26 protein-coding genes are annotated in these 25,498 nt (G+C 67.1%); 1 reads left to right on the plus strand and 25 read right to left on the minus strand.

Features of this window, described 5'->3' with window-relative positions; genetic code table 11:
- Nucleotides 1-9 precede the first annotated feature (9 nt).
- The 24 genes from ccmI to QM748_RS14890 all read right to left on the minus strand — a co-directional run bounded on the left by ccmI (nucleotide 10) and on the right by QM748_RS14890 (nucleotide 23,069).
- Nucleotides 10-1,242, minus strand: a complete 1,233-nt coding sequence (gene ccmI / locus QM748_RS14775; protein ID WP_415247669.1) for a c-type cytochrome biogenesis protein CcmI — start codon at nucleotides 1,240-1,242, stop codon at nucleotides 10-12.
- Entirely contained in the window at nucleotides 1,239-1,781 is a 543-nt protein-coding gene (locus QM748_RS14780) for a cytochrome c-type biogenesis protein (protein WP_415247670.1), read from the minus strand. Before QM748_RS14780 ends, ccmI begins: the two co-directional genes overlap by 4 nt.
- Complete coding sequence (locus QM748_RS14785) at nucleotides 1,771-2,364, minus strand: DsbE family thiol:disulfide interchange protein (protein WP_415247671.1); 594 nt, start codon at nucleotides 2,362-2,364, stop codon at nucleotides 1,771-1,773. The genes QM748_RS14780 and QM748_RS14785 overlap by 11 nt, the downstream gene beginning before the upstream one ends.
- Nucleotides 2,365-2,383: 19 nt before the next feature.
- On the minus strand, nucleotides 2,384-4,357 hold the full coding sequence (locus tag QM748_RS14790) for a heme lyase CcmF/NrfE family subunit (protein ID WP_415247672.1): 1,974 nt from the start codon (nucleotides 4,355-4,357) through the stop codon (nucleotides 2,384-2,386).
- A gap of 1 nt (nucleotide 4,358) precedes the next feature.
- Nucleotides 4,359-4,805: a cytochrome c maturation protein CcmE gene (gene ccmE / locus QM748_RS14795; RefSeq protein WP_415247673.1), complete on the minus strand. Its 447-nt coding sequence runs from the start codon at nucleotides 4,803-4,805 to the stop codon at nucleotides 4,359-4,361.
- Nucleotides 4,802-5,041 carry a heme exporter protein CcmD gene (gene ccmD / locus QM748_RS14800; RefSeq protein ID WP_415247674.1) on the minus strand — a complete coding sequence of 80 codons (240 nt, stop codon included), beginning with the start codon at nucleotides 5,039-5,041 and terminating at the stop codon, nucleotides 4,802-4,804. Before ccmD ends, ccmE begins: the two co-directional genes overlap by 4 nt.
- The gene (ccmC, locus tag QM748_RS14805; RefSeq protein ID WP_415247675.1) at nucleotides 5,041-5,811 is read right to left on the minus strand and encodes a heme ABC transporter permease CcmC; all 771 of its coding nucleotides are present in this window, start codon (nucleotides 5,809-5,811) and stop codon (nucleotides 5,041-5,043) included. The genes ccmD and ccmC overlap by 1 nt, the downstream gene beginning before the upstream one ends.
- Before the next feature lie 63 nt (nucleotides 5,812-5,874).
- On the minus strand, nucleotides 5,875-6,543 hold the full coding sequence (ccmB, locus tag QM748_RS14810) for a heme exporter protein CcmB (protein WP_415247676.1): 669 nt from the start codon (nucleotides 6,541-6,543) through the stop codon (nucleotides 5,875-5,877).
- A complete protein-coding gene (ccmA, locus tag QM748_RS14815; RefSeq protein WP_415247677.1) occupies nucleotides 6,537-7,163 on the minus strand; it encodes a cytochrome c biogenesis heme-transporting ATPase CcmA in 627 nt (208 codons plus the stop codon). The genes ccmB and ccmA overlap by 7 nt, the downstream gene beginning before the upstream one ends.
- Before the next feature lie 89 nt (nucleotides 7,164-7,252).
- Entirely contained in the window at nucleotides 7,253-7,957 is a 705-nt protein-coding gene (locus QM748_RS14820; protein WP_415247678.1) for a c-type cytochrome, read from the minus strand.
- Nucleotides 7,954-8,580, minus strand: a complete 627-nt coding sequence (locus QM748_RS14825) for a c-type cytochrome (RefSeq protein ID WP_415247679.1) — start codon at nucleotides 8,578-8,580, stop codon at nucleotides 7,954-7,956. The genes QM748_RS14820 and QM748_RS14825 overlap by 4 nt, the downstream gene beginning before the upstream one ends.
- Nucleotides 8,581-8,644: 64 nt before the next feature.
- On the minus strand, nucleotides 8,645-11,350 hold the full coding sequence (locus QM748_RS14830; protein WP_415247680.1) for an MtrB/PioB family outer membrane beta-barrel protein: 2,706 nt from the start codon (nucleotides 11,348-11,350) through the stop codon (nucleotides 8,645-8,647).
- Between the two features lie 15 nt (nucleotides 11,351-11,365).
- On the minus strand, nucleotides 11,366-11,980 hold the full coding sequence (locus tag QM748_RS14835; protein WP_415247681.1) for a DmsE family decaheme c-type cytochrome: 615 nt from the start codon (nucleotides 11,978-11,980) through the stop codon (nucleotides 11,366-11,368).
- Complete coding sequence (locus QM748_RS14840) at nucleotides 11,913-12,365, minus strand: hypothetical protein (RefSeq protein ID WP_415247682.1); 453 nt, start codon at nucleotides 12,363-12,365, stop codon at nucleotides 11,913-11,915. Before QM748_RS14840 ends, QM748_RS14835 begins: the two co-directional genes overlap by 68 nt.
- Before the next feature lie 211 nt (nucleotides 12,366-12,576).
- Nucleotides 12,577-13,629 (minus strand): AraC family transcriptional regulator, encoded by a 1,053-nt coding sequence (locus tag QM748_RS14845; RefSeq protein ID WP_415247683.1) that lies wholly within the window; start codon nucleotides 13,627-13,629, stop codon nucleotides 12,577-12,579.
- Nucleotides 13,630-13,968: 339 nt separating this feature from the next.
- On the minus strand, nucleotides 13,969-14,598 hold the full coding sequence (locus QM748_RS14850) for a NapC/NirT family cytochrome c (protein ID WP_415247684.1): 630 nt from the start codon (nucleotides 14,596-14,598) through the stop codon (nucleotides 13,969-13,971).
- Between the two features lie 23 nt (nucleotides 14,599-14,621).
- Complete coding sequence (locus QM748_RS14855; protein ID WP_415247685.1) at nucleotides 14,622-15,074, minus strand: nitrate reductase cytochrome c-type subunit; 453 nt, start codon at nucleotides 15,072-15,074, stop codon at nucleotides 14,622-14,624.
- Nucleotides 15,071-16,018 carry a quinol dehydrogenase ferredoxin subunit NapH gene (gene napH / locus QM748_RS14860; RefSeq protein WP_415247686.1) on the minus strand — a complete coding sequence of 316 codons (948 nt, stop codon included), beginning with the start codon at nucleotides 16,016-16,018 and terminating at the stop codon, nucleotides 15,071-15,073. Before napH ends, QM748_RS14855 begins: the two co-directional genes overlap by 4 nt.
- Nucleotides 16,015-16,905: a ferredoxin-type protein NapG gene (gene napG / locus QM748_RS14865; RefSeq protein WP_415247687.1), complete on the minus strand. Its 891-nt coding sequence runs from the start codon at nucleotides 16,903-16,905 to the stop codon at nucleotides 16,015-16,017. Before napG ends, napH begins: the two co-directional genes overlap by 4 nt.
- Nucleotides 16,906-16,975: 70 nt before the next feature.
- The gene (gene napA, locus QM748_RS14870) at nucleotides 16,976-19,522 is read right to left on the minus strand and encodes a nitrate reductase catalytic subunit NapA (RefSeq protein WP_415247688.1); all 2,547 of its coding nucleotides are present in this window, start codon (nucleotides 19,520-19,522) and stop codon (nucleotides 16,976-16,978) included.
- Between the two features lies 1 nt (nucleotide 19,523).
- The gene (locus QM748_RS14875; protein WP_068638605.1) at nucleotides 19,524-19,778 is read right to left on the minus strand and encodes a chaperone NapD; all 255 of its coding nucleotides are present in this window, start codon (nucleotides 19,776-19,778) and stop codon (nucleotides 19,524-19,526) included.
- On the minus strand, nucleotides 19,775-20,305 hold the full coding sequence (napF, locus tag QM748_RS14880) for a ferredoxin-type protein NapF (RefSeq protein WP_415247689.1): 531 nt from the start codon (nucleotides 20,303-20,305) through the stop codon (nucleotides 19,775-19,777). Before napF ends, QM748_RS14875 begins: the two co-directional genes overlap by 4 nt.
- Before the next feature lie 167 nt (nucleotides 20,306-20,472).
- The gene (narL, locus tag QM748_RS14885; protein WP_415247690.1) at nucleotides 20,473-21,123 is read right to left on the minus strand and encodes a two-component system response regulator NarL; all 651 of its coding nucleotides are present in this window, start codon (nucleotides 21,121-21,123) and stop codon (nucleotides 20,473-20,475) included.
- The gene (locus QM748_RS14890) at nucleotides 21,120-23,069 is read right to left on the minus strand and encodes a histidine kinase (RefSeq protein WP_415247691.1); all 1,950 of its coding nucleotides are present in this window, start codon (nucleotides 23,067-23,069) and stop codon (nucleotides 21,120-21,122) included. Before QM748_RS14890 ends, narL begins: the two co-directional genes overlap by 4 nt.
- Before the next feature lie 298 nt (nucleotides 23,070-23,367).
- On the opposite strand from QM748_RS14890, the gene QM748_RS14895 reads away from it, so the two are divergent.
- Nucleotides 23,368-24,060: a Crp/Fnr family transcriptional regulator gene (locus tag QM748_RS14895; RefSeq protein WP_415247692.1), complete on the plus strand. Its 693-nt coding sequence runs from the start codon at nucleotides 23,368-23,370 to the stop codon at nucleotides 24,058-24,060.
- Here the strand turns inward: QM748_RS14895 and QM748_RS14900 are convergent.
- Nucleotides 24,057-25,478 (minus strand): exonuclease domain-containing protein, encoded by a 1,422-nt coding sequence (locus QM748_RS14900; protein ID WP_415247693.1) that lies wholly within the window; start codon nucleotides 25,476-25,478, stop codon nucleotides 24,057-24,059. The genes QM748_RS14895 and QM748_RS14900 overlap by 4 nt on opposite strands.
- Nucleotides 25,479-25,498 lie beyond the last annotated feature (20 nt).

Raw genomic sequence — 25,498 nt, forward strand, 5'->3', positions numbered from 1 at the left:
GGACGGCAATCACGGCCGCACGCGGTCGATCTTGACGATGATTCCGCTGGCGTCGGCAGCCACGGGCAGGGTCGAGCTTTCGAGATCGCCGCTGTTCGCGGTGGCATTGCCACTCTTCGACACGCGGGCGCCGATGACGACGCGCTCGGGCAGCGGTCCATCGCCGCCCATCATCAGCGTCGCACCGTCGAACGAGAAGTCGCGCGGCAGCTCGCCGGCCTTGAAACGCAGCGCCGCCAGCGGCGGCCCGCCGCCTTCGTTGCGGGCAAACACGAACACCACGTCGTCCGGCGACAGCCGGTCGAGCAGCGCCGCATCCGCTTCGAGGCGGCCGGACAGCGTCAGACCCTTGGCAGTCGCCGCCTGCGGCGCAGGCGCAGCCTCGGCCAGCGGCGGCATGCCTGCCTTGACGCGCGCCTCATTGACGCTGGCGCGGACACCGCGAGCGACGTCCTCGCCCGGCGGAATCTGCGCCAGAATCTTCTCCCAATGCTCGGCGGCAGCGGTGTAATCCCCTTTCTGGTAGGCGGCCGTACCCAGCAGCGCCAGCGCCTTGGGATGCCCCGGCGAAATCTCGAGCGCCTTCGCCGCCAGGGTCTCGGGCTCACCAACCACCGTGCCCCTCGTCGCGGCAACCACGTCGGCCCAGTCGGCGAACACGTCCGGCTCGTTCGGCACCAGCTTCGACAGCCTCTCGTAGGCAGCAGCGGCCTTGGGGAAGTCCTGCAGCACCGTGTAGGTACGCGCCAGCATCATCCAGCCTTCGGCATTGTCCGGCTCCTGCTGCAGGCGGGCCTCCAGCTTGCCCACCATGTCGGCGATCTCCTCCTTGGAGAAGCCCTGCTGCGCGGCCGTCACATTGGCAGGATCCAGTCCTTCCGGCTCGCCGAAGACGAGATAACCGGCCACCGCCAGCACCGGCACGCTCAGCGCCAGGCCCACGGCCCAGCTGCGCTCGGCGCGGGTGTCGGCAGACTGCGCACGCTCGGCCGCCGCCTGGCCCTCCTCCAGCGCCCGGCGCTCGACCTCCTCCCGGCTCTTCACGTGGGTGGCCGCATCGATCCGGCCTGCAGCAAGATCGGCATCCAGTTCGGCGAGCTGTTCGCGCAGCACGGCCAGCACCAGCTGACTCTGCTCAGCCTGCTCGCGCTGTGCGCGGCCGCCGGCGCGGAACAGCGGCGGCAGGATCCAGAGCAAGGCGCCGGCCACCAGCAGGCCGGCAAGAAGAATGAAGACGGTCACGAACGGGACTCCGGAGATTCAGATGGGGACTGCTTCGCATCACCGGCGAGCAGTTCACGGGCACGGCGGCGCTCGGCTTCGCTCAGGCCCTGCACGGCGGCGAGTTCGCCCTGCCGCCGGCGCAGCCGCCAGCCCAGCCAGCCCGCGCCGCCCACCAGCAGCAGCACCGGCCCGCCCCACAGCAGCAGCGTCGTGGCCTTGAAGGGCGGGTCGTAGAGCACGAAATCGCCATAGCGGGCCACCAGATAATCGATCACGTCGTCCTTGCTGCGGCCGGCGGCGAGCTGCTCGCGCACCTGGTCGCGCAGATCGAGCGCCAGCGGCGCATTGGATTCGGCGATCGACTGGTTCTGGCACACCAGGCAGCGCAGCTTGTGCGACAGCTCCATCACATCGGCTTCGAGCTGCGGGTCCGCCGCCACCGTGGGCGCCGCACCAGGCACGGCCGCAGGCTGCTGCGCAGCGGCCGGCATGCCGGCCACCAGCAGTGCCGCAAGCGCCAGCGCACGCAAAGGATTCACGAACACGTCAGCCCGCACGGCGAACCTCCTCGATCTTCGGCAGGATCACCTGCTGCAGGCTCTCCGGCGTGATCGGGCCGATGTGCTTGTAGCGGATGCGGCCTTGGCCATCGATCAGGAAAGTCTCGGGCACACCGTAAACCCCGAAGTCGATGCCGACGCGGCCGTCGATGTCGAGCACAGACAGCACGTAGGGATCACCATGGTCAGTCAGCCAGCGCCGCGCCCGCTCGATCGCCATCGCGGTCTCGGCTTCCAGCGCCATGCCGCGCGCATTGATCGCGCCATCACCGCGCACTTCCTTGTAATTGAGGCCGACGACCGGGACGAGCTTCTGCTGCGCCATGCGCACCAGCAAGGGGTGCTCCTGCCGGCAGGCCACGCACCACGACGCCCACACGTTCAGCAGCCACACCTGGCCCTTCATTTCCTCCAGCGCGAAGGGCCGCTCGGGATCGTCCAGCCTGGCCAGGCTGAACTGCGGCGCAGGCTTGTCGATCAGTGGCGAGGGTACTTCGCGCGGGTTCAGGGTGAGGCCGAAGGCGAGGAAGCCCGCCAGGGCGAAGAACAGGATCAGGGGAACGAGGAATTTTGCTTTCATCGGGAAACTTCCGTGCCGCTCAGGCGACACGCTGGTTGGCCGCCACCGTCGCCTCGCGCGCGGCGAGACGTCGATAACGGCGGTCGGAGGCGGCGCACACGCCACCCAGGGCCATCATGATGCAGCCCAGCCAGATCCAGCTGATGAAGGGCTTGTAATACAGGCTGACGATCCAGGTGCCATCGTCGATCTGCTCGCCGAGCGACACATACACGTCGCGGAAGGGCCCGATGTCGATCGAGGCCTCGGTCATCGGCATGCCCTGCGCCAGGTACAGACGCTTTTCCGGCGTCAGCGTGGCGATCGCACGGCCGCCGCGGATGACGTCGATGGTCGCGCGCGCGGCATCGTAGTTGGGGCCGTCGGCATCGCGCACGCCGCGGAAGGTGAAGGTGTAGCCGGCCAGTTCGGCGTGCTGGCCGTTCTGCATCTTGACGTCGAGATGGTCGTTCAGGCTGCCGACCAGGGTCACGCCGATGATGAACACGCCGACGCCCAGGTGCGCCAGCCACATGCCCCACCAGGCGGAGGGAATCGAGCGCAGCCGCGCGCCCATCGCCGCACCGGCGCGTTCGGTGATGCGCCCGACCAGCAACTGGATGCTGGCCAGCACCACCCAGGCCGCCAGCGACAGGCCAAGCACGGTGCGCCAGGTGACGTGGTCGACGGCATAGGCCGTGCCGACACCGATCAGCACGCTGGCGACGAAGGCCGGACCAACCTTGCGTACAGCCTTGCCCAGATCGTCGTCCTTCCAGCGCAGGAAGGGGCCGAACATCATCAATACCACCACCGGCGTCATCAGCGGAATGAACACCGACTCGAAGTACGGCGGCCCCACCGAAATCTTGCCCATGCCCAGGGCGTCGAGGAACAGCGGATACATCGTGCCCAGCAGCACCGAGGCCGAAGCCACCGACAGCAGCACGTTGTTGCCCAGCAGCGAAGTCTCGCGCGACACCAGGCTGAAGCTGCCGCCGCCGCCGAGCTTCGGCGCCCGCCAGGCGTACAGCAGCAGCGACACGCCGATGACGATGACCAGCAGCGCCAGGATGAACAGGCCGCGCTTGGGATCGGTGGCAAAGGCATGCACGCTGGTGATGACGCCCGAGCGCACGATGAAGGTGCCGAGCAGCGACAGCGAGAACGCGCTGATCGCCAGCAGCACCGTCCAGCTGCGGAAGGCGCCGCGCTTCTCGGTGACCGCCAGCGAGTGCATCAGCGCGGTGCCGAGCAGCCAGGGCATGAAGGAGGCGTTCTCGACCGGATCCCAGAACCACCAGCCGCCCCAGCCCAGCTCGTAGTAGGCCCAGCCCGAGCCGATCGCGATGCCGGCGGTCAGGAACACCCAGGCTACCGTCGTCCACGGCCGCGACCAGCGCGCCCAGGCGGCATCGAGCCGGCCACTCAGCAGCGCGGCGATGGCGAAGGCGAAGGCCACCGAGAAGCCCACGTAGCCCATGTAGAGCAGCGGCGGGTGGATGATCATGCCCGGGTCCTGCAGCAGCGGATTCAGGTCGCGGCCGTCGGGCACCGCCGGCAGCAGGCGCTCGAAGGGATTCGAGGTCACCAGCAGGAAGGACAGGAAACCGGTGCTGACCCAGCCCAGCACGCCCAGCACGCGGGCGACGAAGGCATCGGGCAGGTTGCGCGAGAACACCGTGACCGCGACCGTCCACAAGGACAAGGACATCGCCCACAGCAGCAGCGAACCTTCGTGGTTGCCCCATACCCCGGTGATCTTGTACATCAGCGGCGTGGCGCTGTGCGAGTTCGCCGCCGCCAGCTGCACCGAAAAATCGCTCTGGATGAAGGACCAGGTCAGACAGGCGTAGCTGAACAGGATGAAGAAGAACTGCCCCTGCGCCGCCGGCCTGCCCACCGCCATCAGCGCCAGGCGGTTGCGGCTGGCGCCGACCATCGGCACCACGGCCTGCACCAGGGCGAGAACGAGCGCGAGAACGAGCGCGAAATGTCCGAGTTCGGGAATCATGTCACTGGCTCACTGTTTCCGCGGCCTTGGCGGCCTGCTCCACCGCATGCGCCGCTTCCGGCGGCATGTAGTTCTCGTCGTGCTTGGCCAGCACTTCGGTGGCGCGGAAAGTGCCGTCGGCCTCCAGCCTGCCCTGCACCACCGCGCCCTTGCCTTCCTTGAACAGGTCCGGCAGCGTGCCGCGGTAGCTCACCGGAATCACCCTGGCGGTGTCGGTGATGGCAAAGCTGACCGTCAGGCCGTCGGCCTCGCGCTTGATCGAGCCTTCTTCGACCATGCCGCCGACGCGGAAGGTCTTGCCGACGGGCGCCTTGCCCTCGGCCACTTCGCTGGGCGTATGGAAGAACACCAGGTTCTGCTGGAAGGCGCTCAGCACCAGGGCGACGGCAGCGACCAGCAAGGCCACCCCGCCACCGACCAGCATCAGACGTTTGCTACGGGCTTTCATGATTCCGACTCCATGGCGGGCACTGACGCGCCGCCCTCTTTTGCTGAACCTCTTGCTGAACCCTTGCCGACGGCGCGCCGCCAGCGCAGCAGCCGCGTGATGGTGTCCTTCCGACGCCGCAGCACCAGCACGAGTTCCAGTGCCATCAATGCAAAGGTGACGCCATAGCTGCCCCAGACGAAAAAGGCCGCGCCACCCATGTCCCAGAACGCCGACCAGCTTTCCCATTGCTCCATCAGGCACGCCCTCCCTGCGCTTCGCGCTCGAGCACCGCGCCGACCCATTCGGTATGGCGTTCGCGCTCGAGGATCATCGAGCGGGCGCGCCACAACACCACCGCGAGGGTGTACATCCAGGCGGCGATCGCCATCACCAGCATGCCGAGCAGCATCGTCGTCGCCATCGACGGCGCCTTGGTCACACTGACCGAAGCACCCTGGTGCAGCGTGTTCCACCACTGCACCGAGAAGTAGATGATCGGCACATTCACCGCACCGACGAGGGCGATGATGGCGCCGGCGCGGTCGGCGCGGCGCGGATCCTCGATCGCCCGCGTCAGCGCGATGAAGCCGAAGTAGAGGAACAGCAGCAGCAGCTGCGAAGTCAGGCGCGCGTCCCACACCCAGTAGGCGCCCCAGGTCGGCTTGCCCCACAGCGCACCGGTCCACAGCGCGACGAAACAGAACATCGCCCCGGTCGGCGCCAGCGCCTGACTCATGATGAAGGACAGGCGGGTGTTCATGACCAGGCCGACGGCGGACCAGAAGGCCATCACCAGATAGACGAACATCGACATCCAGGCCGCCGGCACGTGGATGAAGATCACGCGGTAGACCTCGCCCTGGGTGGCGTCGGTGGGTGCGACGAAGAAGCCGAGCCACAACCCGACCACGCCCAGCACCAGCGCGGCCGCGGCGAAACAGGGCGCGAGACGGCCGGCCAGCGGATAGAAGTTATGCGGCGCCGCGAAGCGGAAGATGCTGCGGCTGCGCTCTGGTGAATTCATGCGTCGACTACTCGTTGTCGGTACGTTCCACCGGCCGCTCTGCCGCCGGTGCGGGGTTCATCGTCAATCCGTCGAAATCCTCAGTGCCGCCGCGCAGGCCCACGGCGCCAGCGCCAACGCACCCGCCAGGCCGCCGCCTAGCAGCAGCAGGTGGGCCGTGGCGCCGGTGCCCGAGGCCTCCGCCTCGACCGCGCCGGCACCGAAGATCAGCACCGGCACGAACAGCGGCAGCACTAGCAGCGCCAGCAGCATGCCACCGCCACGCAGGCCGAGCGTCAGCGCGGCACCGACGGCGCCGAGCAGACCAAGGATCGGCGTCCCCAGGGCCAAACTTAAGACCAGTACCGGCAAGGCGCCTTGCTCAAGGTCAAGCAGCAGCGCCAGGCCGGGCGCCACCGCCACCACCGGCAGGCCGGTGCTGAGCCAGAAGGCCAGCACCTTGGCCGCAACCCACAGCGCGGCAGGCTCGCTAGACAGGAGAAGCTGCTCAAGGGTTCCGTCGGCATGGTCCTGCGCGAACAGGCGATGCAGCGACAGCAGGCAGGCAAGCAGCGCGGCAACCCACAGCACGCCGGGCGCGATCGCCCTCAGCTGGTTCGGCTCGGCGCCGACACCGAAGGGAAACAGGCAGACGACGATGACGAAGAACGCCAGCGTGACCAGCACGTCAGCGCGGCCGCGCCAGGCCAGCAGCAGGTCGCGCCGCAGCACGGCGAGGAAGGTGCTCAGCATGCGTAGGCTCCGACGTCGAGTACGCGCGGCGCCACCGCGAACGGCGCATCCTGGTGCGTGGTCAGCATCACCATGCCGCCGCCGGCACAGTGGTCGGACAGGGCCTGGGCCAGATCGGCCACCGCCTTGACGTCGAGCGCGGTGAAAGGCTCGTCGAGCACCCACAGCCTGCGGCGCGCCGACAGGAACAGCCGGGCAAGGCCGACACGGCGGCGCTGGCCCTGCGACAGCACCCGGGCGGGCAGATCGAGCTGGTTCGTCAGGCCGATGCGCACCAGCGCCTGGGTACAGGCCTCCTCGTCGATGACGTCGCCCGCGGCCGCACAGGCGAAGCGCAGGTTCTCGAGCGGGCTCAGCAGATCGTTGATCGCGGGGGCGTGGCCGAGATAGAGCAGTTCGCGGTGGAAAGCTTCGCGGTCGCGGCGGATCGGCGTGCCCTGCCAGCGGATTTCGCCGGCCTCGGCCAGCGCCAGCCCGGTGACCAGCCGCAGCAGGCTGGTCTTGCCGACGCCGTTGGGGCCGGCGACGCGCAGCAACTCGCCCGCCTGCAGGCGAAAAGCGAGCTCGCGGAACAACAGGCGATCGCCTTTCAGGCAGGCGAGATCTTCGACTTCGAGCATGGAGCAGGATTGAACCACAACAAGCGGCGCCACGGAACGCGCGGCACCGCCTGAAGCGCAAATCCTTTCGCGGCAAACCTCCGAAAAAGCTAGCGCGTCGCCGCGGCCGGCAGTGCGAGCCGCGACATGTAGTCGCTGACCGCCTTCAGATCCTCGTTGCTGTAGTCGCGGATGACGGCAACCATCTTGGGATTGGCGTTGCGGCGCTCACCGTCGCGGATCATCACCGCCTCCTTGTACAGGTAGGCATAGTGCTGATGCGCCACCAGCGGATAGAACTCATCCGCCCTGCCCTCGCCGTTGTCGCCGTGGCAACTGGCACAGTCGTTGTCGTAGAGCTCGCGGCCGCGCGCCAGGCGGTTGCCGCTGCCCTTGCCATTGTCGAGCGAGATCGGCAGCTGGTTGAGATAGGCGGCGATGTTCGCCACGTCCTCGACCGACACCACCCATTCACCGACGAAGGGGTGCATCTTCGGGTTGTCGCGGCGGCCCGCGCGCACGTCCATCATCTGCTTGATCAGCACCGAGGCATGCTGGCCGGCGAGGCTGGGATAGATGGCGTCGGCACGCCCGGCAGCGTCGGGTTGATGGCAGCCCTGGCAGACCTCATAGGCGATCTTGCCCTTGTCGATGTCGGGACGGTGCGCGAGCGCGGCATCCTTGTCGGGGTCGGGCTGGTTCCACACGTAGCCGCTGGATTCGATCCCCGGCGCGCGCGGCGCGCTGCCGGTCTGCGCGACGGTCGAGCCACAGGCCACGAGCAGCAGGCTCATGGCGGACAATGCGTATTTCATTTGCTGCCCTCCAGGCTGGCGATGTACTCGGCGACGGCGCGGGTTTCGGTCTCGCCGAGGCGGCTGGCAATGGTCTGCATCAGGCGCTTGTCGTTGCTGCGGCGGCCATCGGCGAACTGCGCCATCTGGTCGAGCACGTAGGCCGGATACTGGCCTGCAAGCCGCGGATAACGCGCATTGCCGATGCCGTTCGCACCGTGGCAGCCGGCACAGGCCGGAACACCCTGGTCCGGATTGCCTTCGTTGAATATCCGGCGCCCGCTATCGAGCATCGACGGATCATCCACCTGGCCGGGCAAGGGCTGCTGAGCGGCGAAGAACACCGCCACGTCGGCCATGTCGCGGGTGCTCAGGCCCTCCACGATCGGCTTCATGATGTCGCTGTGGCGCCGCGCACTGGCAAACTCCTGCAGCTGCTTCAGCGCATAGTCGGCGTGCTGGCCGGCAAGCTTGGGGAACATCGGCACCGGGCTGTTGCCGTCCGCACCATGGCAGGCAACGCAGATCTCGGCGGCCAGCGTCTTGCCGCGCTCGATGTCGCCGATCACCTCGGCGGACGCGGTGGCAGCGGTGAGCAGCAAGCCTGCACAGGCCGACGCCAGAATCATTCTCGAATGTTTCATTCTCACTTTGCCTCCTGTACCGCGCCGTCGTGGCGATCTGGATCGGCTGGAAAGATGTGCCGGCTCACAGCCTGACCTGCAGCAGCAGGCCGATCAGGCTGGCCCGGTAGTTCTGCGGACCGGCGTCCAGGATGACCGCGGTCGGCGCGCCGGTGCCGGGCGCATTGACCGCCACCGGGTCAGACTGCAGGCCGCTGTAGTGCCAGTCGCGGTACTTGCCATACTCGTGGCGCAGCAGCAGGCGGGCAGTCACCGTCTTGTTCACCGGCATCAGCAGATTGGCTTCGAAGATGTTCTGGCTGGTGGTCAGGTCGGGGAAACCGCTGCCTGCTGCAGCCACGGCCCCAGGCGCCAGGTTGGCCGGCACCGAGTACTTCATCTCGGTCTTGCTCTTGGCGTAGGTGTAGCTGAAATCGACCTTGAACTTGCCGAAGTCGTGGCGCAGGCCCAGGCCCAGGGTGTCGCTGCGGTCCTTGTGGTCCAGTTCCCAGAAATTGGCCGCGACGAACACCGCGCCGGAATTCGGGCTCTGGCAGATGTCTTCCGCATTCTCCGGCGTGATCACGCCCATGTTGGTGTTGCTGCCGATGATGCAGCCCGAACCGCCGCCGCTCGGCACCGAACTCTGGCCCAGGGTGCCGCGCTGGAAGGAATAGAAGGCGTAGAAATTGCTGACCGGGCTGTACTGCCAGTTGACATCGACGTTGAACCAGTTCTGCCGCTGCTTGCCGTCGCGGCCGTAGTCCGAGCTCGGATAGCGGATTTCCTTCAGCTGCGCCGACAGGCCGATGTCCAGATCCTCGCGCGGCATGTAGTTGAGGCGAGCGTTGAGCGTGTTCTGGGTGCGGTCGGCAAGGTCATATTTCCGCAAGCCGTTGTTCATGTGCAGCACCCAGGACTGCACGTTGCCCGTTTCCGGCATCGGCAGGATGTAGCCGCTCAGGAAGTTCGCGTACGGATGGTGCGTGTGGTAGCTGCTGCCGCGGCGGCGATCGTGAGCGAAGGACAACCGGATCGTCGTGTCCTCGATGCTGCGATTGACATAACCGAGCTTGAACTTGTCTTCCCAGGTCTTGTCGCGTTCGCGGTGGTCGCGCGAGTAGGTTTCACGCTCATAGCCGGCATTGATGCTGCCGCTGTCCAGACGCCAGTCGGCGGTCAGGCCGGTGTTCAGCTTGCGATAGTCGTAGGGCACGCTGCGGATCGGGATGTTGCCGGCCGGCGCGGCCGGATTCACCATCGAAACCGCGCTGCCGTCGTTGATCATGCGCCCCCACACGCCGGTGCAGCCGAAGGCGCTGAGCCCTCCCGGCGTACCATCGCCGCTATCGTTGTATTCGGCATTGGGGTTGCACGCCAGGTAGTCGGTGTGGTTGCGGGTTTCGTAGTAGCGCGCCTTGGCCTTGAGGTTCAGGCGGCTGGTCGGGTTCAGCGACAGCCCGAGATCGATCAGCCGGGTGTCGATGCGGGCATCGGCCGACTGGCGGCTGAGCGCATCCCTGCTGTCCCAGTTGTTCGCCGACGAGATGGTCGGCCGCAGGCCCGCATAGGTCGTGTAGGGAATCAGCTTGTCGTCCTGGCGCGACGACCCCATCGACACCACGGCAGTGAAGCGTCCGTTCATCAGGTCCGGCAGCTTGCGCGCGTACTCGGCCTTGACGTTGTAGGCTTCGTTGTCCGGGTAGAGGTCAAAACGGCCGGTGGTGAACATGCCGGGCGTCGCCCCCGTGACACCCGCCGCGCCGATCCGGAACGGCGTCTCGAAATCCAGCGTGTTGATCTTGTTGCGGAACAGCGAGGCCGAGGCCTGCAGGTTGAAGCTGTTCAGCGCATCGTTGTAGTACAGGCCGCCGACGAAATCGTGCGTTTCGTAGTCGATCGGCTCGATGATCTCCATCTGCGACGCGCCGCCGCCGCCGCCCCACACCGAGCCGAAGGGCCGCGTCCCTTCGCGCTTCTCCAGCGAATAGCCGGCAAACAGCTTCAGATTGTCGGTGAGCGTCATGTCGAGACGCAGGCCGCCTTTCTTTCGCACCAGGCCGAGTTCGGTATTCGCGTTGGCCTGCGCTGCCGCGGTGATGGCGCGGTTGTCCGCCGCCTGGTTGCCGCTGCCGCCGGGCGTCAAACCCGAATCGGGCTTCAGCGTCAGCTTCCTGCCGCCGGCACCGTCCCACAGCGAGCGGAACGAGGTCGTGAACACATGCGGCGTTTCGTTGTAGAACGCCTTGACGCGCCAGTCGTTGTAGCGGCCGAAAGTGGCACCGTAGAACTGATCGTCGCGGCCGACCCCGCCACCGACCACTTCGAAATAATGGGCGGAATCCGCCTTCTCGGCGGAAACGCCGAAGGCGCTCAGGTAGCCGCCGTTGCCGACGTCCTTGTAGCGCTTGAAGCCCTGCTCGCGGTGATCACCCGAGACATGGGTGATGCCGAGCTCGACGAAGCCGAGGTACTGCCAGCCGCCATCCATCTCGTGGATGCGATCGGTCGGCACCCGGGGCCGGTTGTAGAGCTGGCCGGTCGGCGTGCGCGCCGCATGGGGGTCGCCGTTGAGGCCGTCGAGGTCATAGCCGCCGGTGTGCGTCACCGGGTTGATCGGCGCAAGGTTGAGCGCATTGCCCAGCGTGGTGTCGGCACCGACTGCCGAATCCGCCCACACGCGCTCAGCCGCCATCAGCGCCAGCGCGCCGCCCACCAGCACGCTCAGCATCCGCACCCGTGGCTGCATGAAGGGACGCACGGCCACGCGATTCGCATTGACGTTGTTCATGTCGTAACCCTCCAATCAGCGCTGGAAGCGGGCGCCCGCCGGGTGATTGCTGCCATGGATCTGCGTATGGCAGTTCTGGCATGCACGACCCATGACGCGGGAATTGAGGCCCGTTTCGTTGTTGGCCATCTGTCCGGCGTTGTAGAACGCGGACGGATGGTTGGTGTTGGCATGGCACTGCTGACACAGCGCCGGACGGGCGACCTGCAGCAGCTTGTCGTGGTTGCTGCCGTGCGGCGTATGGCAGTTGGTGCAGGCTTCGCGCACCGGCGCATGCTCCCAGATGAAGGGGCCGCGCTTCTCGGCATGGCAGCTGTAGCAGAGGTCGTTGACCGAGTCGGCCTTGAGCAGCGGCGCGGTGGCCGTACCGTGCGGATTGTGGCAATCGACGCAGCTCATCTTGCCTTCGGGCACCGGCATGTGCGAGCGCTTGCGGAACTCGGCGCGCTGCTGCGAATGGCAGCTCTCGCAGACCTGGGTGATGCTCTGCTTCTTCAGCAGGCTGTTGCCGGAGAAACGCGCCATCGGGTTGTGGCAGTCGCTGCAGGCCAGCTCGTTCAGTTCATGCACCGAGCCCGGCCAGTGCATGCGCTGGCCGCCTTCGTGACAACTCAGGCACTGGCCGTTCATCTTCTCGATCGGCGTGCCCCAGGATTTGGTGAAACCGATGATCAACGACTTGTTCAACGATCTTGTCCCACGCCTCCTGGCCTTGCGCGACCGGATCGGCCGACTCGACGGCCATGTTCTCGGCGTGCAGCGAACCGGGGCCATGACAGGCTTCGCAGACCTGGCGCTCGACATCGTTCCTAGGGTTCTGGCGGAAGATCTTGGCGTGCAGGGTATGGCCGAAGTGGGACTCCTCGACCTGGTGACAGGAAACGCAGACCTGTTCGCCGACATAAGTGGCGTGGCGGGCGGGCGGTTCATCCGCGGCGCCAGCCGCGCTCGCCGCAAGCAGCGAAACTGCCGTCAGCATCGCCCGCAGGGCAGGAAATACACCGGGAACTTTCATATCTTCGTCTCCTCGCCTGCAATGCCGGCGCATCACGGCAGCCGCCCGCGAAACGGCGGCACCCATCGGGTGAAAACAGAGGGAGAACACCACCCCGTGCGAACATGGCTCCGCCTTGGCGGCAAGCACGCGCGGGACACCCTCCTTTGGCTTCTGCCTCGGGTACGGCCGCCTGACTGTCCGCGGCCGACTCCGGGCTGTAACGCAATCGTTACAAATTTGGTACGAGTCTAATTCCCTTGCGGGCACGTGCCTTGTCGGAAAGTGAACCGATGTTTGCGCAATCGGTCCCCGCGCTCTGGGTGCACTGCGCGGCACCGCTGCAACAGGGCGCCAGACCGCCCCTGACGTCACTCGGGCTGACGCCGAAGCGGGCACGGAAGGCGCGGCTGAAGTGGGCCTGGTTGGCGAAGCCCCATTCCTGCGCAATCAGATAGACCGGACGCTTGAGCTTGCCTGGCGCGGACAGCTCGCGATGGCAGGCATCGAGCCGCTCTGCGGTGATCCACTGCATCAGCGTCATCGTGCAGCGCGCGAAGAGACGGTGGATGTAGCTCGGCGACAGGCCTACCTCGGCCGCGATCAGCTTCACGTCCAGCTCGGGGTCGGCCAGGTGGGCGCGCGCGAAGGCCTTGACCCGCTCCAGATGCCAGGCCTCGACCGACGAAGCTTCGTCGCCGACCTGGCGGGCGAAGCTGGCCAGCATGCCGCCCAGCAAGCCGAGCAAGGCATCGGCACAGGTCTTGAAATCGGATGGCGCCAGGGTTTCGCGCTGGCTGAAGATACCGCGCAAGGTGCCGGCGAACACCGCCGCCGAGCCGCAACAGGACGCCATACAGGACACGGTCAGCGGCCGCCAGTCGCGCATCACCCCTTCCAGCGCGGGCCGGGGCACGCGCAACACCAGATGGTGGAAATCCTCGGGCAGCTGGAGCGCGAAGGAAGCGCCATCATCGAGCAGGTGCAGAGATCCGGGCTGAAGCCGGGCTTCGCGCAGCCCCTGCCGCAGCGAGCCGGTGCCAGCCACGTTCAGCAGCACGGCAGCGCCGTCGTTGACACCCTGCACCTGCATCACATGCGCGGAACCGCGCACTTCGAACAATTCCAGTATGCCGAGCCGGAAATGCTTCAGATGCATGTCGAACGGTGCCGCCGCATCCGCTTCGATGTGGTGATCCGACTGCAGCAGGGCGCCCATCTCGGTGCGGCAATGGGCGATGCGTTCGTGTTCGAACCTCGCTTCGGCAGCGATTATCTCGATCATCACGAGCCTCCTCCGGGCCTGTACGCGCAGGCTTTTTGTTTTGTAACCGTCTATGACAGTCTTTTTTGAGCTTTTACTACGAAAGTGGGAGGTACTGGCTGTAATGAGGCGCTTCGAATCTGTTTTTGATGCCGAAAATGTCGTTTATACGCAACATTTTCGCGGAATATGAATCAATTTATGCGAAATGAAACCCGCCAGGGCGCCGGTGCCCATGGGCAGGATTTCAAGCCATCGGCATCCTCCGCGGCTCCGTGCCAGCCCCGGCACGGACGTCATGCAAAAGAAAACGCAGCGCCGGGGCGCTGCGTTCTTCCGGGCACAGCTGCCGTCCCTCCGTTACTCGGGCGTCGCTGGGCGGACGGGCGGATGCAGCACCTCGGGCGCCACGCCCTCGTGCGGGAGGCCGATGTGCTGGTCGACCGGCGGCAGCGAGTGGGCGATGCCCTTGTGGCAGTCGATGCAGGTCTGGCCCGCGGCGAAACCGGACTGATGCATCTGGTTGGAGCGGCGACCCTGCACCGAGTAATCGAAATACTCGTAGTTGTGGCAGTTGCGGCATTCCTGCGAGTTGTTCGCCTTCATGCGGCCCCACTCGTTCTGCGCCAGGCGCAGGCGTTCGGCGGCGAACTTCTCGGGCGTGCTGATGGTGCCCATGATCTTGCCGTAGACCTCGCGCGAGGCCTTGATCTTGCGGATCATCTTCGGCCCCCACTCCTTCGGCACGTGGCAGTCCGGGCAGGTCGCGCGCACGCCGGTGCGGTTCTGGTAGTGGATGGTGTTGCGGTATTCCTTGAAGACGTTTTCCTCCATCTCATGGCAGGAAATGCAGAACTTCTCCGTGTTGGTCATTTCCAGGGCCCAGTTGAAGCCACCCCAGAAGGTCACGCCCGCGGCGAAGAGCAGCGCGATGGCGGCCCAGCCGGCGCCGCGAATGCGCTGCATCAGGCTCTTGTTGTTGTCGGTCATGAGAATCCCCGTTTGTCGATGCGTCAACGCAGCCCTTCCGCGCGCTGGAAGCGGTTGCCGACCAGCGGCTTGGCGTCGGTCTGCGGCACGTGGCACTGCATGCAGAAGTAGCGGCGCGGCGAGATGTTCGACAGTTCGCCGCCGTCACGGTCCTTGAAGTGGGTCAGGCTGACCTTGGTCGCGCCGGTGTCCTTGTAGCGGCTCCAGGCGTGGCAATCCATGCACTTGTTGAAGTTCATCGTGACTTCGTAGCCTTCGACCTTGTGCGGAATCAGCGGCGGCTGCTGCACGTATTCACGATCGATCGGCGCCTGGTCGGGCAACTGGCGGAAATGGCCGACCTGCGGCTCAGGGTCGGCGACGTCGGCGCCGCGGATGCTCTTGACCGCCTGGGCGGTGGCCACGGACGGCATCACCGCGCCGAAGCCGACGGCGGCGACGAGCGCGAGTACCAGATTGCGTGTGATTTTCTTCATGACTCGCTCCTGTTGAATCGGGTCGTAATACGGAAAACGTCCTTGCCGCAGACATCCACGCAGCGTCCGCAGGTGGTGCACTCGGCATCCAGAATGAGGGGATGGTCCTGGCCGACGCCCTTCAGCGCCGGACGGATGACCTGGGGTTCGGGACAGACCGCGAAGCAGTCCATGCAGTCATTGCAGTCGCGGCGCTTGTCGGCCGACACCTTGAGCAGCGAAGCCCGTCCCAGCAGGGCGTAGAACGCACCCTGCGGGCACACGTGGCCGCACCAGCCGCGCGGCGCGATCAGCAGGTCGTACAGGAAGATCCCGCCGACGACGCCCCAGGCCAGGCCGAAGCCGAAGATCAGGCCGCGATGCAGCATCGACACCGGGTTCACCCACTCCCAGGCCAGCGAGCCGGTCACCGCGGCGATCACCAGCACGAAACCGAGCAGCCAGTGGCGGGTGTTGGCCGCCGGCACCTTGCCGCCCTTCAGGCCGAGGCGGCGGCGCAGCCAGGCGGCGGCGTCGGTGACGAGATTCACCGGACACACCCAGGAGCAGAACAGCCGGCCGCCGAGCAGCAGGTAGAAGGCGAGCACGATGCCGCCTCCGAGCAAGACCTCGCGGTAGGGCCACTGGCCCGCGGCGAGCTGCTGCGCGATCAGGAAGGGGTCGGTCAGCGGCAGCAGGCCGAGGGTCAGGCTCGACGACAGGTTGCCCTTGACGATCCACCAGCCGAACCAGGGGCCGACCAGGAACAGCGCCAGGATGCCGAGCTGCGAGAGACGCCGCAGCAGCAGCCACTTGTGCGCGCGCAGCCAGCCCTTGGCTTCGATCGCCTCGTGCCCGGGCCGCGCCACCACGCCGCGCATCGCCGCGCCGCGCACGCTGGTGGGCGGAACCTCGCGCTCCGGCCGCGTGCCGGCCGCCTGGCCGCTCGTCGTCTGCGCGTTCATGGCTTCCACCCCGAATCGAGGCCGCCGCCCGGCGGACGGGCAGGCGCGTAGTCGGGCACCGCCGGCGGCGCCTGCGGGCCTTCGCCCGGCCGCACGCGGGTGTCGCCGTAGGCCTTGTCTTCCAGGCCGCGCACCGGCAGTTCGAGCTGCTCGCCGATCAGCGACTCGCCGGCGGCATCCTTCTCCTCCCAGCCGCGCAGGTAGTGCTCGGCCTTCGAGCCCTGCGCCAGCCTGATCGGCAGCACCTTGATCGCCGACTCGCCGGGCAGCACACAGGACTTCTCGCACTTGCCGCAGCCGGTACAGTGCTCGGAATGCACCGTCGGCAGCAGCATGGCGTGGCGGTCCGAGCGCGGGTTGTGCATGCGCTCGAGCGTGATCGCCTTGTCGATGACCGGGCAGACGCGATAGCACACGTCGCAGCGCAGGCCGAGGAAGTTGAGGCAGTTCTCCTGGTCGATCAGCACCGCCAGCCCCATCCTCGCCTCGCCGATGTCGGTGAGTGCGCGGTCGAGCGCACCGCTCGGACAGGCGACGACACAGGGAATGTCCTCGCACATCTCGCACGGGATGTCCCGCGCCAGGAAATACGGTGTGCCGGTGGGCACGCCGTCGCCGAGCTCGGCGAGCTTCAGCGTGTCGTAGGGGCAGTCGCGCACGCACAGGCCGCAACGCACGCAGGCGGCGAGGAAGGCGGCTTCGGCGAGCGCGCCGGGGGGGCGGATGGCAGTCGCCGGCAGCGCCGAAGCCTGCCTGGCGTACATGCCGGCGCCAAGCGCGAGCAGGCCCGCACCGCCGGCGACGCCCGCCGCATCCTTCAGGAAGCGGCGGCGCGGCGACGGCGTGCTGGCTGCGGCACGGCTGGTCGGTTTCACGGTGTCGTTCATGGTCGTTGCGAGCCCGTGCCCGGCACCACCCCCCGGTCGGCAGGGTCACGATGCTCGCACCTCCTGTGGATCAGGCCTTCATCACCTTGACTGCGCACTTCTTGAAGTCGGTTTCCTTCGACAGCGGGCAGGTGGCATCGAGCGTGAGCTTGTTGACCAGCCTGGATTCGTCGAAGAAAGGCACGAAGATCAGCCCGACCGGCGGCTTGTTGCGGCCGCGGGTTTCGAGGCGGGCCGTCATCTCGCCACGGCGCGACGCGACCTTCACCACCATGCCGCGCTGCAGCCCGCGCTTCTGCGCGTCGTCCGGATGCATGAAGACCTGGGCCTCCGGCACCGAGCGGTGCAGCTCCGGCACGCGGCGGGTCATCGAACCAGTGTGCCAGTGTTCCAGCACGCGGCCGGTGCACAGCCACATGTCGTACTCGGCATCCGGCATCTCGGGCGGGTCCTGGTAGGGCAGCGCGAAGACGATGGCCTTGTTGTCCTTGTGGCCGTAGAACTTCACGCCTTCACCGGCCTTGACGTAGGGGTCGTAGCCTTCGCGGAAGCGCCACAGGGTTTCCTTGTTGTCCACCACCGGCCAGCGCAGGCCGCGCGCCTTGTGATAGACGTCGAAGTCGGCGAGGTCGTGGGCATGGCCGCGGCCGAAGGCGGCGTATTCCTCGAACAGACCTTTCTGCAGGTAGTAGCCGAGCTCCTTCGACTCGTCGTTCATGTAGCCCGGGATCGCATGGGCATTGGCCTTCTCGACGTCGGACAGCGGGAACTTGTTCACCTGGCCGTTGGCGTAGAGCACGTCGTACAGCGTCTTGCCCTTCAGCTCGGGTTTCTTCGCGATCAGTTCGGCCGGCCACACCTCCTCGACCTTGAACCGCTTGGCGAACTGGATGTACTGCCACAGGTCGGACTTGGCCTCGCCCGGCGCCGACACCTGCTGGCGCCAGAACTGGGTGCGGCGCTCGGCGTTGCCGAAAGCGCCTTCCTTCTCGGCCCACATCGCGCAGGGCAGGATCAGGTCGGCCGACAGCGCCGACACGGTCGGATAGACGTCCGACACCACGACGAAGGCTTCCGGATTGCGCCAGCCGGGATAGATCTCTTCATTGACGTTCGGCCCGGCCTGCATGTTGTTGGTGGTCGTGGTCCAGTAGCACTTGATCTTGCCGTCCTTCAACGCCCGGCTCTGGGCCACGGCGTGATAGCCGACCTTGGCCGGGATCGTGCCTTCCGGCAGCTTCCACAGTTCTTCGGTGTGCGCGCGATGCGCCGGGTTGGTGACGACCATGTCGGCCGGCAGGCGGTGGGCGAAGGTGCCGACTTCGCGCGCGGTGCCGCAGGCCGAGGGCTGGCCGGTGAGCGAGAACGGGCTGTTGCCGGGCTCGGAGATCTTGCCCACCAGCAGGTGGACGTTGTAGATCATGTTGTTCACCCAGGTGCCGCGGGTGTGCTGGTTGAAGCCCATGGTCCAGAACGACACCACCTTGCGTTCCGGATCGGCGTACTGCTCGGCGAGCTTGAGCAGACGGTCTTCCGGCACGCCGGACAGCTTCGACACCTTCTCCAGCGTGTATTCGGCGACGAAGGCGGCGAAGTCCTCGAAGCTGCAGTCCCGCGCCGCGCCGGTGTCGCCCTTGGGCTTGCCGTCGGCGCCCGGATAGCCGTTGCTGGTGGCCTTGGCTTCGAGCGGATGGTTGGGACGCAGGCCGAAACCAATGTCGCCCTCGCCGATCTTGAACTTGACGTTGCGATTGACGAACTCGGTATTGACGCGCTTGGTCTGGATGATGTGGTTGCAGATGTAGTTCAGGATCGCCAGATCGGTCTGCGGCACGAAGATCATCGGGTTGTCGGCCAGCTCGTAGGAGCGGTGCTCGAAGGTCGACAGCACATGGACCTGGCAGCCCTCCCTGGACAGGCGCCGGTCGGTGATGCGGCTCCACAGGATGGGGTGCATCTCGGCCATGTTCGAGCCCCACAGCACGAAGCTGTCGGCATTCTCGATGTCGTCATAGCAGCCCATCGGCTCGTCGATGCCGAAGGTGCGCATGAAGCCGACCACCGCCGAGGCCATGCAGTGGCGCGCGTTGGGGTCGAGGTTGTTGCTGCGGAAGCCCGCCTTCATCAGCTTGGAAGCGGCGTAGCCTTCCCAGATCGTCCACTGGCCCGAGCCGAACATCGCGATCGACTCCGGGCCGTGCTCCTTCAGCGCGGCCTTCCACTTCTGCTCCATGATGTCGAAGGCCTGGTCCCACGAGATCGGCGCGAACTCGCCGTTCTTGTCGTACTTGCCGTTCTTCATGCGCAGCAGCGGCTGGGTCAGGCGGTCCTCGCCGTACATGATCTTGGACAGGAAGTAGCCCTTGATGCAGTTCAGGCCGCGGTTGACCGGCGAATCCGGGTCGCCCTGGGTGGCGACGATGCGGCCGTTCTGCACGCCCACCAGCACCGAACAGCCGGTGCCGCAGAAGCGGCAGGCAGCCTTGTCCCAACGGACCTTGGTGCCGGCACTGGCAACCCCTTGCGCCTGGGTGACGACCGGAATGCCGATGCCGGCGGTCGCGGCGGCCGCGGCGACCGCATTGCTCTTGATGAAATCACGCCGATTCATGCTCATTTCATTCCTCCGTCAATTCCAGACCGTCATCGGTATATTCGTAAGCCAGCGTCACCGCCTGCACCTTGGGCGCGAGGTTCACCGCGAGGATCGAGTCGGTGACCGACCAGCCCTCGCCATCCTCGACCGTGACCACGATGCGGCCGACCTCCTCGGAAGAGCCGTGGATCTCGACCCCCGGGATGCGAGCCAGCGCCGCCTTGATTTCCGGGAAATCCGCGGGCAGCGCCCGCAGCACCAGACTTGCAATCTTCATCGTTCGCTCTCTGTCGGAAATTCGTTCATCGCGTCACTCGCCGCCACCGAGATCGCCCGCGTCGGACAGGGCGCAAAGCACGCACCGCAGCCGGTACAGGAATCGGCATCCAGCTGCGGCAAGGCCACGCCGCCGAGGCGAGGGCGGAAGCGGATGGCCCCCTCCGGACAGTTCTCGCCGCAGACACGGCATTCGACGCCCGATTCGGCGAGGCAGGCTTGGCCGATGCCCGCCTTCAGTTCCCAGGGCGCCATGCCTTCCGCACTGCGCACCAGGGCCTGCGGCTCGCAGCGCGCCACGCATTCGCCGCAGAAAGTGCATTCGCCGGCAGAAAAGTCGACGCCAGGAAAACCGCCGTCCGCCCTCAGCAGGATGCCGGTCGGGCAGGCTTCGATACAGGCATCGCAACGGGTACAGGCAACGAGGAAGGCCGCCTCCACCCGCGCCCACGGAGGACGGACGGCCGGAGCCACCGCGCGCCTGCCGCCACGCAGAAAACCCCGACGGGAAAGTGAAGCCGTTTGCACGAATCCTCCGGGCAGCCTATGTACGGCGTGCCATATGTACGCCGCCGATTCAAACCCATAGCCGGAGTGCGGTCATTGACCGCCATCAAGAACCGCGTGAATACGGCAATAAAGAGGATTTGACGGCGGGGGCCGACCATGCGGCAGCCTGCGCGAAGCCCGGACGGTCAGGCGCGCAGGCGCTCCACCGCCCACACTGCGGCTTCGACCCGGGAGCGCAGGTCGAGCTTGCGCAGGATGTGCTTGACGTGGACCTTGACCGTGCCTTCGGCGATGTCGAGCTCGCGCCCGATCATCTTGTTCGACAGGCCGGCGGCGATTTTTTCGAGGATGCGCGTCTCCTGCTCGGTCAGCCCGGCGGCGTCGGCCGTCTGCGGCCGGGCCTCGCTGCGCAGCGCCGCAGCCAGCAGGTGGTTGAGTTGCGGCGGAATGACGACGCGGCCGGCGGCGACGGCGGTCAGCGCCTCCAGCATCTCCTCCGGCTCCATGTCCTTCAGCAGATAGCCATCGGCACCGCCGCGCAGCGCCGCCACCACGTCCTCGCCCTGGTCGGACACGGTGATCATGACCACCCGCGGCTCGGGCTTCAGCTGGCGCAGCTGGCGCAGCACTTCCAGGCCGTTCAGATCGCGCATGTTGAGGTCGAGCAGCACCAGATCCGGCTGCCGCTCGCGTGCCATCTCGATGCCCTCCTCACCGCCGGCGGCTTCGCCCACCAGGCGGAAACCCGGTACCGTCTGCAGCAGCTGGGCGAGGCCCTTGCGGAACAGGGGATGGTCATCGACGATCAGGACGGATTCGGCAGGCAGTTCGCTCATCGGCGGTTTCCTTGCTGGAACAGTGCGGTGCCCGCGAAGGCGGGCTGAATGGCAGACAGGGAGGATTGTGCGGAAGCCGGCGCGACGGCGACGGCCTGGAAGCGGACACCGACGCGGGTGCCGCCTTCGCTGCGGCGGCCGATCTCGATCGTGCCGCCGAGGCTGCGCGCGCGTTCGCGCATGATCGACAGGCCGTGGTGATCGCGGCCGTCGATCGGCCCGTCGTCGATGCCGACGCCGTCGTCCTCGATCGAGACCGTGACATGGCCCGCTTCGTCGCATTCCAGGCCCACCCGCGCATGGCGCGCCAGTGCGTGGCGCAGCATGTTCGACAGCGCTTCGCGCACGATCTGCAGCACGTGGACTTCCTGGTTCGGGGTCAGGCTGCAGCCGGCCAGGCGGATGTCGAGCGCGATGTCGATGCCCGCGCGCTCGCGGTACTCATCCACCGCCGCCCGCAACAGGCTGCGCAGGTCGGCGGACAATTCCAGGCGGAAGGACACCAGCAGCTCGCGCAGCTGGCGGTAGGCGTCGTTCACCCCGCTGCGCAGGTCGGCCAGGATCGTGTCCGCCTCGGCCAGCCGTGCCGGATCGGCCAGCGCACGCTGCAGCAGGCTCATCTGGATCTTCATGTACGACAGCGCCTGCGCAAGCGAATCGTGCAGCTCGCGCGCAATCACCGAGCGCTCTTCCTGCAGCGCCAGCAGGCGCTCCTGCTCGCCACGGCGGGCCGCGCCCAGCGCCATGCCGATGTGGCGCGACAGCGCCTCGACCAGTTGGCGCTGCCAATCCTCCAGTCCGTGGTCGGCCGGCAGCGCCAGCCGCAGCATGCCGTAATGGTGCTCGCGGTCGCGCAGCGGGAAGCGCAACAGCTTGCGCTCGCCTTCGACCGTCTCGCCGGCGGCCGATTGCGCACGGCAGGCGTTGCAGGCCTCGTCTCCGCGCGCGCTGCGATCGACACAGGGGCCGATGGTCGAGGCGATCACCGTCGCCGCCCCGCCCTGGCGGGGCTCGATACAGGCGAAACTGCCATCCAGGCCGGCGACATGGTCGATGTCGCGCAGCGTGGCCTCATAGACCGCCGGCTCGGTCGGCGCCTGGTAGAGACGGGCGATGGCATGGTAGAGCAGCTCCAGCGCGCGGTTGCTGCGCTGCAGCTCCAGCGTCTTCTCGGCCACGCGCTGTTCCAGGGTCTGGTACTGGCGGGAGATCTCGCCCGCCATCAGGTTGAAGGTCGCGCCCACGCGGCCGAGTTCGTCGTGGCCGACGTGCTCCACACGCGCCGAATAGTCGCCGCGCGCGACCGCCCGCGTCGCCGCCAGCAGGCCGCCCAGCGGCTTCAGCAGCGAAGTGCGCAGCACGATCAGCGCCGCGACGATGACCACCAGCGTCGCGATGATGGCGCCGGCAAGGATCTCGCTGAGGTCGCCGATGCGGGCCTCCGTGTCCTGCTCCAGCACGAACACCAGGGTATTGAGCTGGTTGACGAAGCTGTTGACGCTGCCGAGCAAGGCCTCGATCTGCCCGGCCGATGCCGCCGGCCCCAGCTGCGCCACGCCCCTCAGGTTGGACCGGACGCTGAGCCGCCAGGCTGATTCGACACCGCGATAGGTGGCGGCGAACAGCCCGCCGGGCTCGCGCTGCACGATGCGCTGCAGTTCGGGGTGTTCAAACACCTGCTCGAAGTCGGCAATGGCGGCCTCCACCCGCGGCAGCGCCAGCGTGCCGCTCGGCGCACCGGCCACCACCAGGCTCGCCGCGCGGTGGGTCAAGCGGCGCAGCGCGCCAGCCTGGTTGATCGCGCTGGCACTGCCCTGCACGCTCTTGGCCACCATCACCGACGCACTCATGCCGGCCAGGCTGATCAGCGCGAGCGCGAGCATGGCCAGCGCCACCAGCAGCAGGATCGAATGCCTGACGAGCAGGCGCGGCATCGCGAACTTCATGCAGTCCCTCCAGCGCCCGTCCGCTGACGCCCCTTGTGTTTTCCGTGCGGTCCAGGCCGGCTCCCGCCACGCCATTCATTCGGGGTGCTGCCCCGGATGCGGATTTCCGGCCTACCCCTTTATACCCGCAAGCGCCGACCCTCGGCCGGACACGAATATCTCATCCAATGTTTACAGACACTTGCATGCCATACCGATACCTCTTTGGAGGTATGCCGTACGCCTGTACCGCCGCCGCCCTGCCTTGGAGGCATCTGCCCCCCTGACTAGACTTGGCTGCAGCGAGCAGGAGCCGACGATGACACGAGCAAAAATCCCCACCAGCATCCCCAGCCTGAACGAGATCGCCCCCTTCGATCTGCTCGGCGAGGAGCGCCTGCACCGGCTGGTCTCCGCCTCGCGCCTGGTGCGCGCGGAACGAGGCGAAATCGTTCTCCAGGCACAGGATGTCCCCTCCTGTATGCACGTCGTCCTCGACGGCGAAGTGAAATGCCTGCTGCTCGCGCCGTCGGGCAGCGAGAAGCTCATCCGCATCGTCGGCGCCGGCGACATTTTCGCCGAGGAAGCCGCCTTGCTGGGGCGCCCCGCCATGGCGATGGCCCAGGCCGGACGCAATACCCGGCTGCTGCAGATTCCGGTGGCACTGGTGCGTGAAGCGATGGCTGCCGAACCCGCGTTCGCCGAAGCCATGACCACCCGCCTCGCCGCCGCCAGCTACGAGATGATGATGCACATGCAGCTCTGCATCCAGCTCAGCAGCACCCAGCGCGTGGCGCAATATCTGACCCAGCTGGCGCCGCAGGGCGTGGAACACGCCGAAATCCATCTCGCCGCCGACAAGCAGACCATCGCCGCGCAGCTCAACCTCACCCCCGAGACCTTCTCCCGCGTGCTGTCGCGCTTCGTCCGCGACGGCCTGGTGCGTCCGCAGGGGCGGCGCGGCCTGGTGCTGGACAAGGTCAGCCAGCTCAGGCGCGCAGCATCGCACTAAGGCAGCGGTTCGGCCGCTGCCGCATGGGCGGGCACCGCGAACCAGCGCCCGAGCAGGCGCCAGGTGTCGATGTCGAAGCGGCGCTCACGCCCAATCGTCGGCAATTCCTCGCGCCGCGCCACGCTGCCGAGATGGCACCACTGGTCGAACACATGCCAGGCTTCGCGCCCTGAATGGGCATTGCGTTCGCTGACCACCACCGCACCCGGCCACGGCCACGGCTTGACGCCGAGCGACGCCAGGCCGCCAGCCAGCCTCGCATCATGCTCTGCAGCTGTTTCCCGGCGAGCGCAGACGCCGGCACAACGCCGTGCCTGAAAGGCCGAGCATGGTCCGGCCGGGCCCGGCTCCAGGCCGAGGCGGCGCGGACACAGGCGGTAGAGCATCGCCAGCTCGCGCAGCCGGTTTTCCGCTTCGCGTTTGTTGCGGAACAGGCCGTGCAGGCCTGTCCAGCTTGCGGGGTCGGTGCCGACGACCGGCACGCGTTCGTAGATCGGCGCTCGCCGGCGGTTTTCGATCAGCCGCAGCGCGAAAGCCTCGTCACCTTCCTCGGGCAGGCGATTCGACGGCGGCCGCAGGCGCCTGACGAGTTCCGCTTCGAGCAGCAGCGCACTCAGTTCTCCGGCCGTGGCAATCCATTCGACGCGGCGGGTCCGTTCGCGCAGTTCGGCATCCTTGCCCTTGCGCGTACTGCCGGCGAAATGCTCCCTGACTCTCGCCCGCAGGCTGGCGGCGCGGCCAACGAACAGTGGGCGGTCGCTGCGTCCGGGCGGCGGAGCTTCCGGCTCGGCATGGAGGAAATAAAGACCGGGCTCGTCGGGCAAGGCCTCCAGCACGCCTTCCACCAGGCCAGGCGGCGAGGCCGGCGCCTTCATCGCGCGCTCGACCGCGCGCTGCAGCACTTCGGGCTCGAAGCGCGCCTGCGCCAGCTGCACGAACTGCCACAGCGCCTCGGTGTCGCCCATCGCCCGATGGCGGGCGCCGCAATGCAGGCCGTGGCGCTCGATCAGCGCATCCAGGCCATGGCGGTGATGTTCGGGAAACAGCGCGCGCGACAGTTTGACGGTGCACAGCACCGGCGCGTCGAAGTCGCGCCCGAGGCGGGCGAAGGCATTCTTGATGAAGCCGAAGTCGAAGCGGGCGTTGTGGGCGACGAACACATGGCCGGCCAGCAAGGCCTGCACCTGGTCGGCGAGTTCGCCGAAGGACGGCGCACCGGCGACCATTTCGTCGCTGATGCCGGTGATCTGCCGGATCAGCGGCGGGATGGGCGTCTGCGGGTTGACCAGGCTTTCCCAGCGGTTGACGAGCATGCCATCCTCGACGCGGAGGATGGCGATCTCGGTGATGCGGTCGCGTACCGGATGGGCGCCGGTGCTTTCGACGTCGATGAAGGCAAGCCGGCGCGGCAGGCTCATGCGTTCGGCGTCCTGCCCCC

It is taken from the genome of Thauera sp. (assembly GCF_047601425.1).
Lineage (GTDB): Bacteria > Pseudomonadota > Gammaproteobacteria > Burkholderiales > Rhodocyclaceae > Thauera.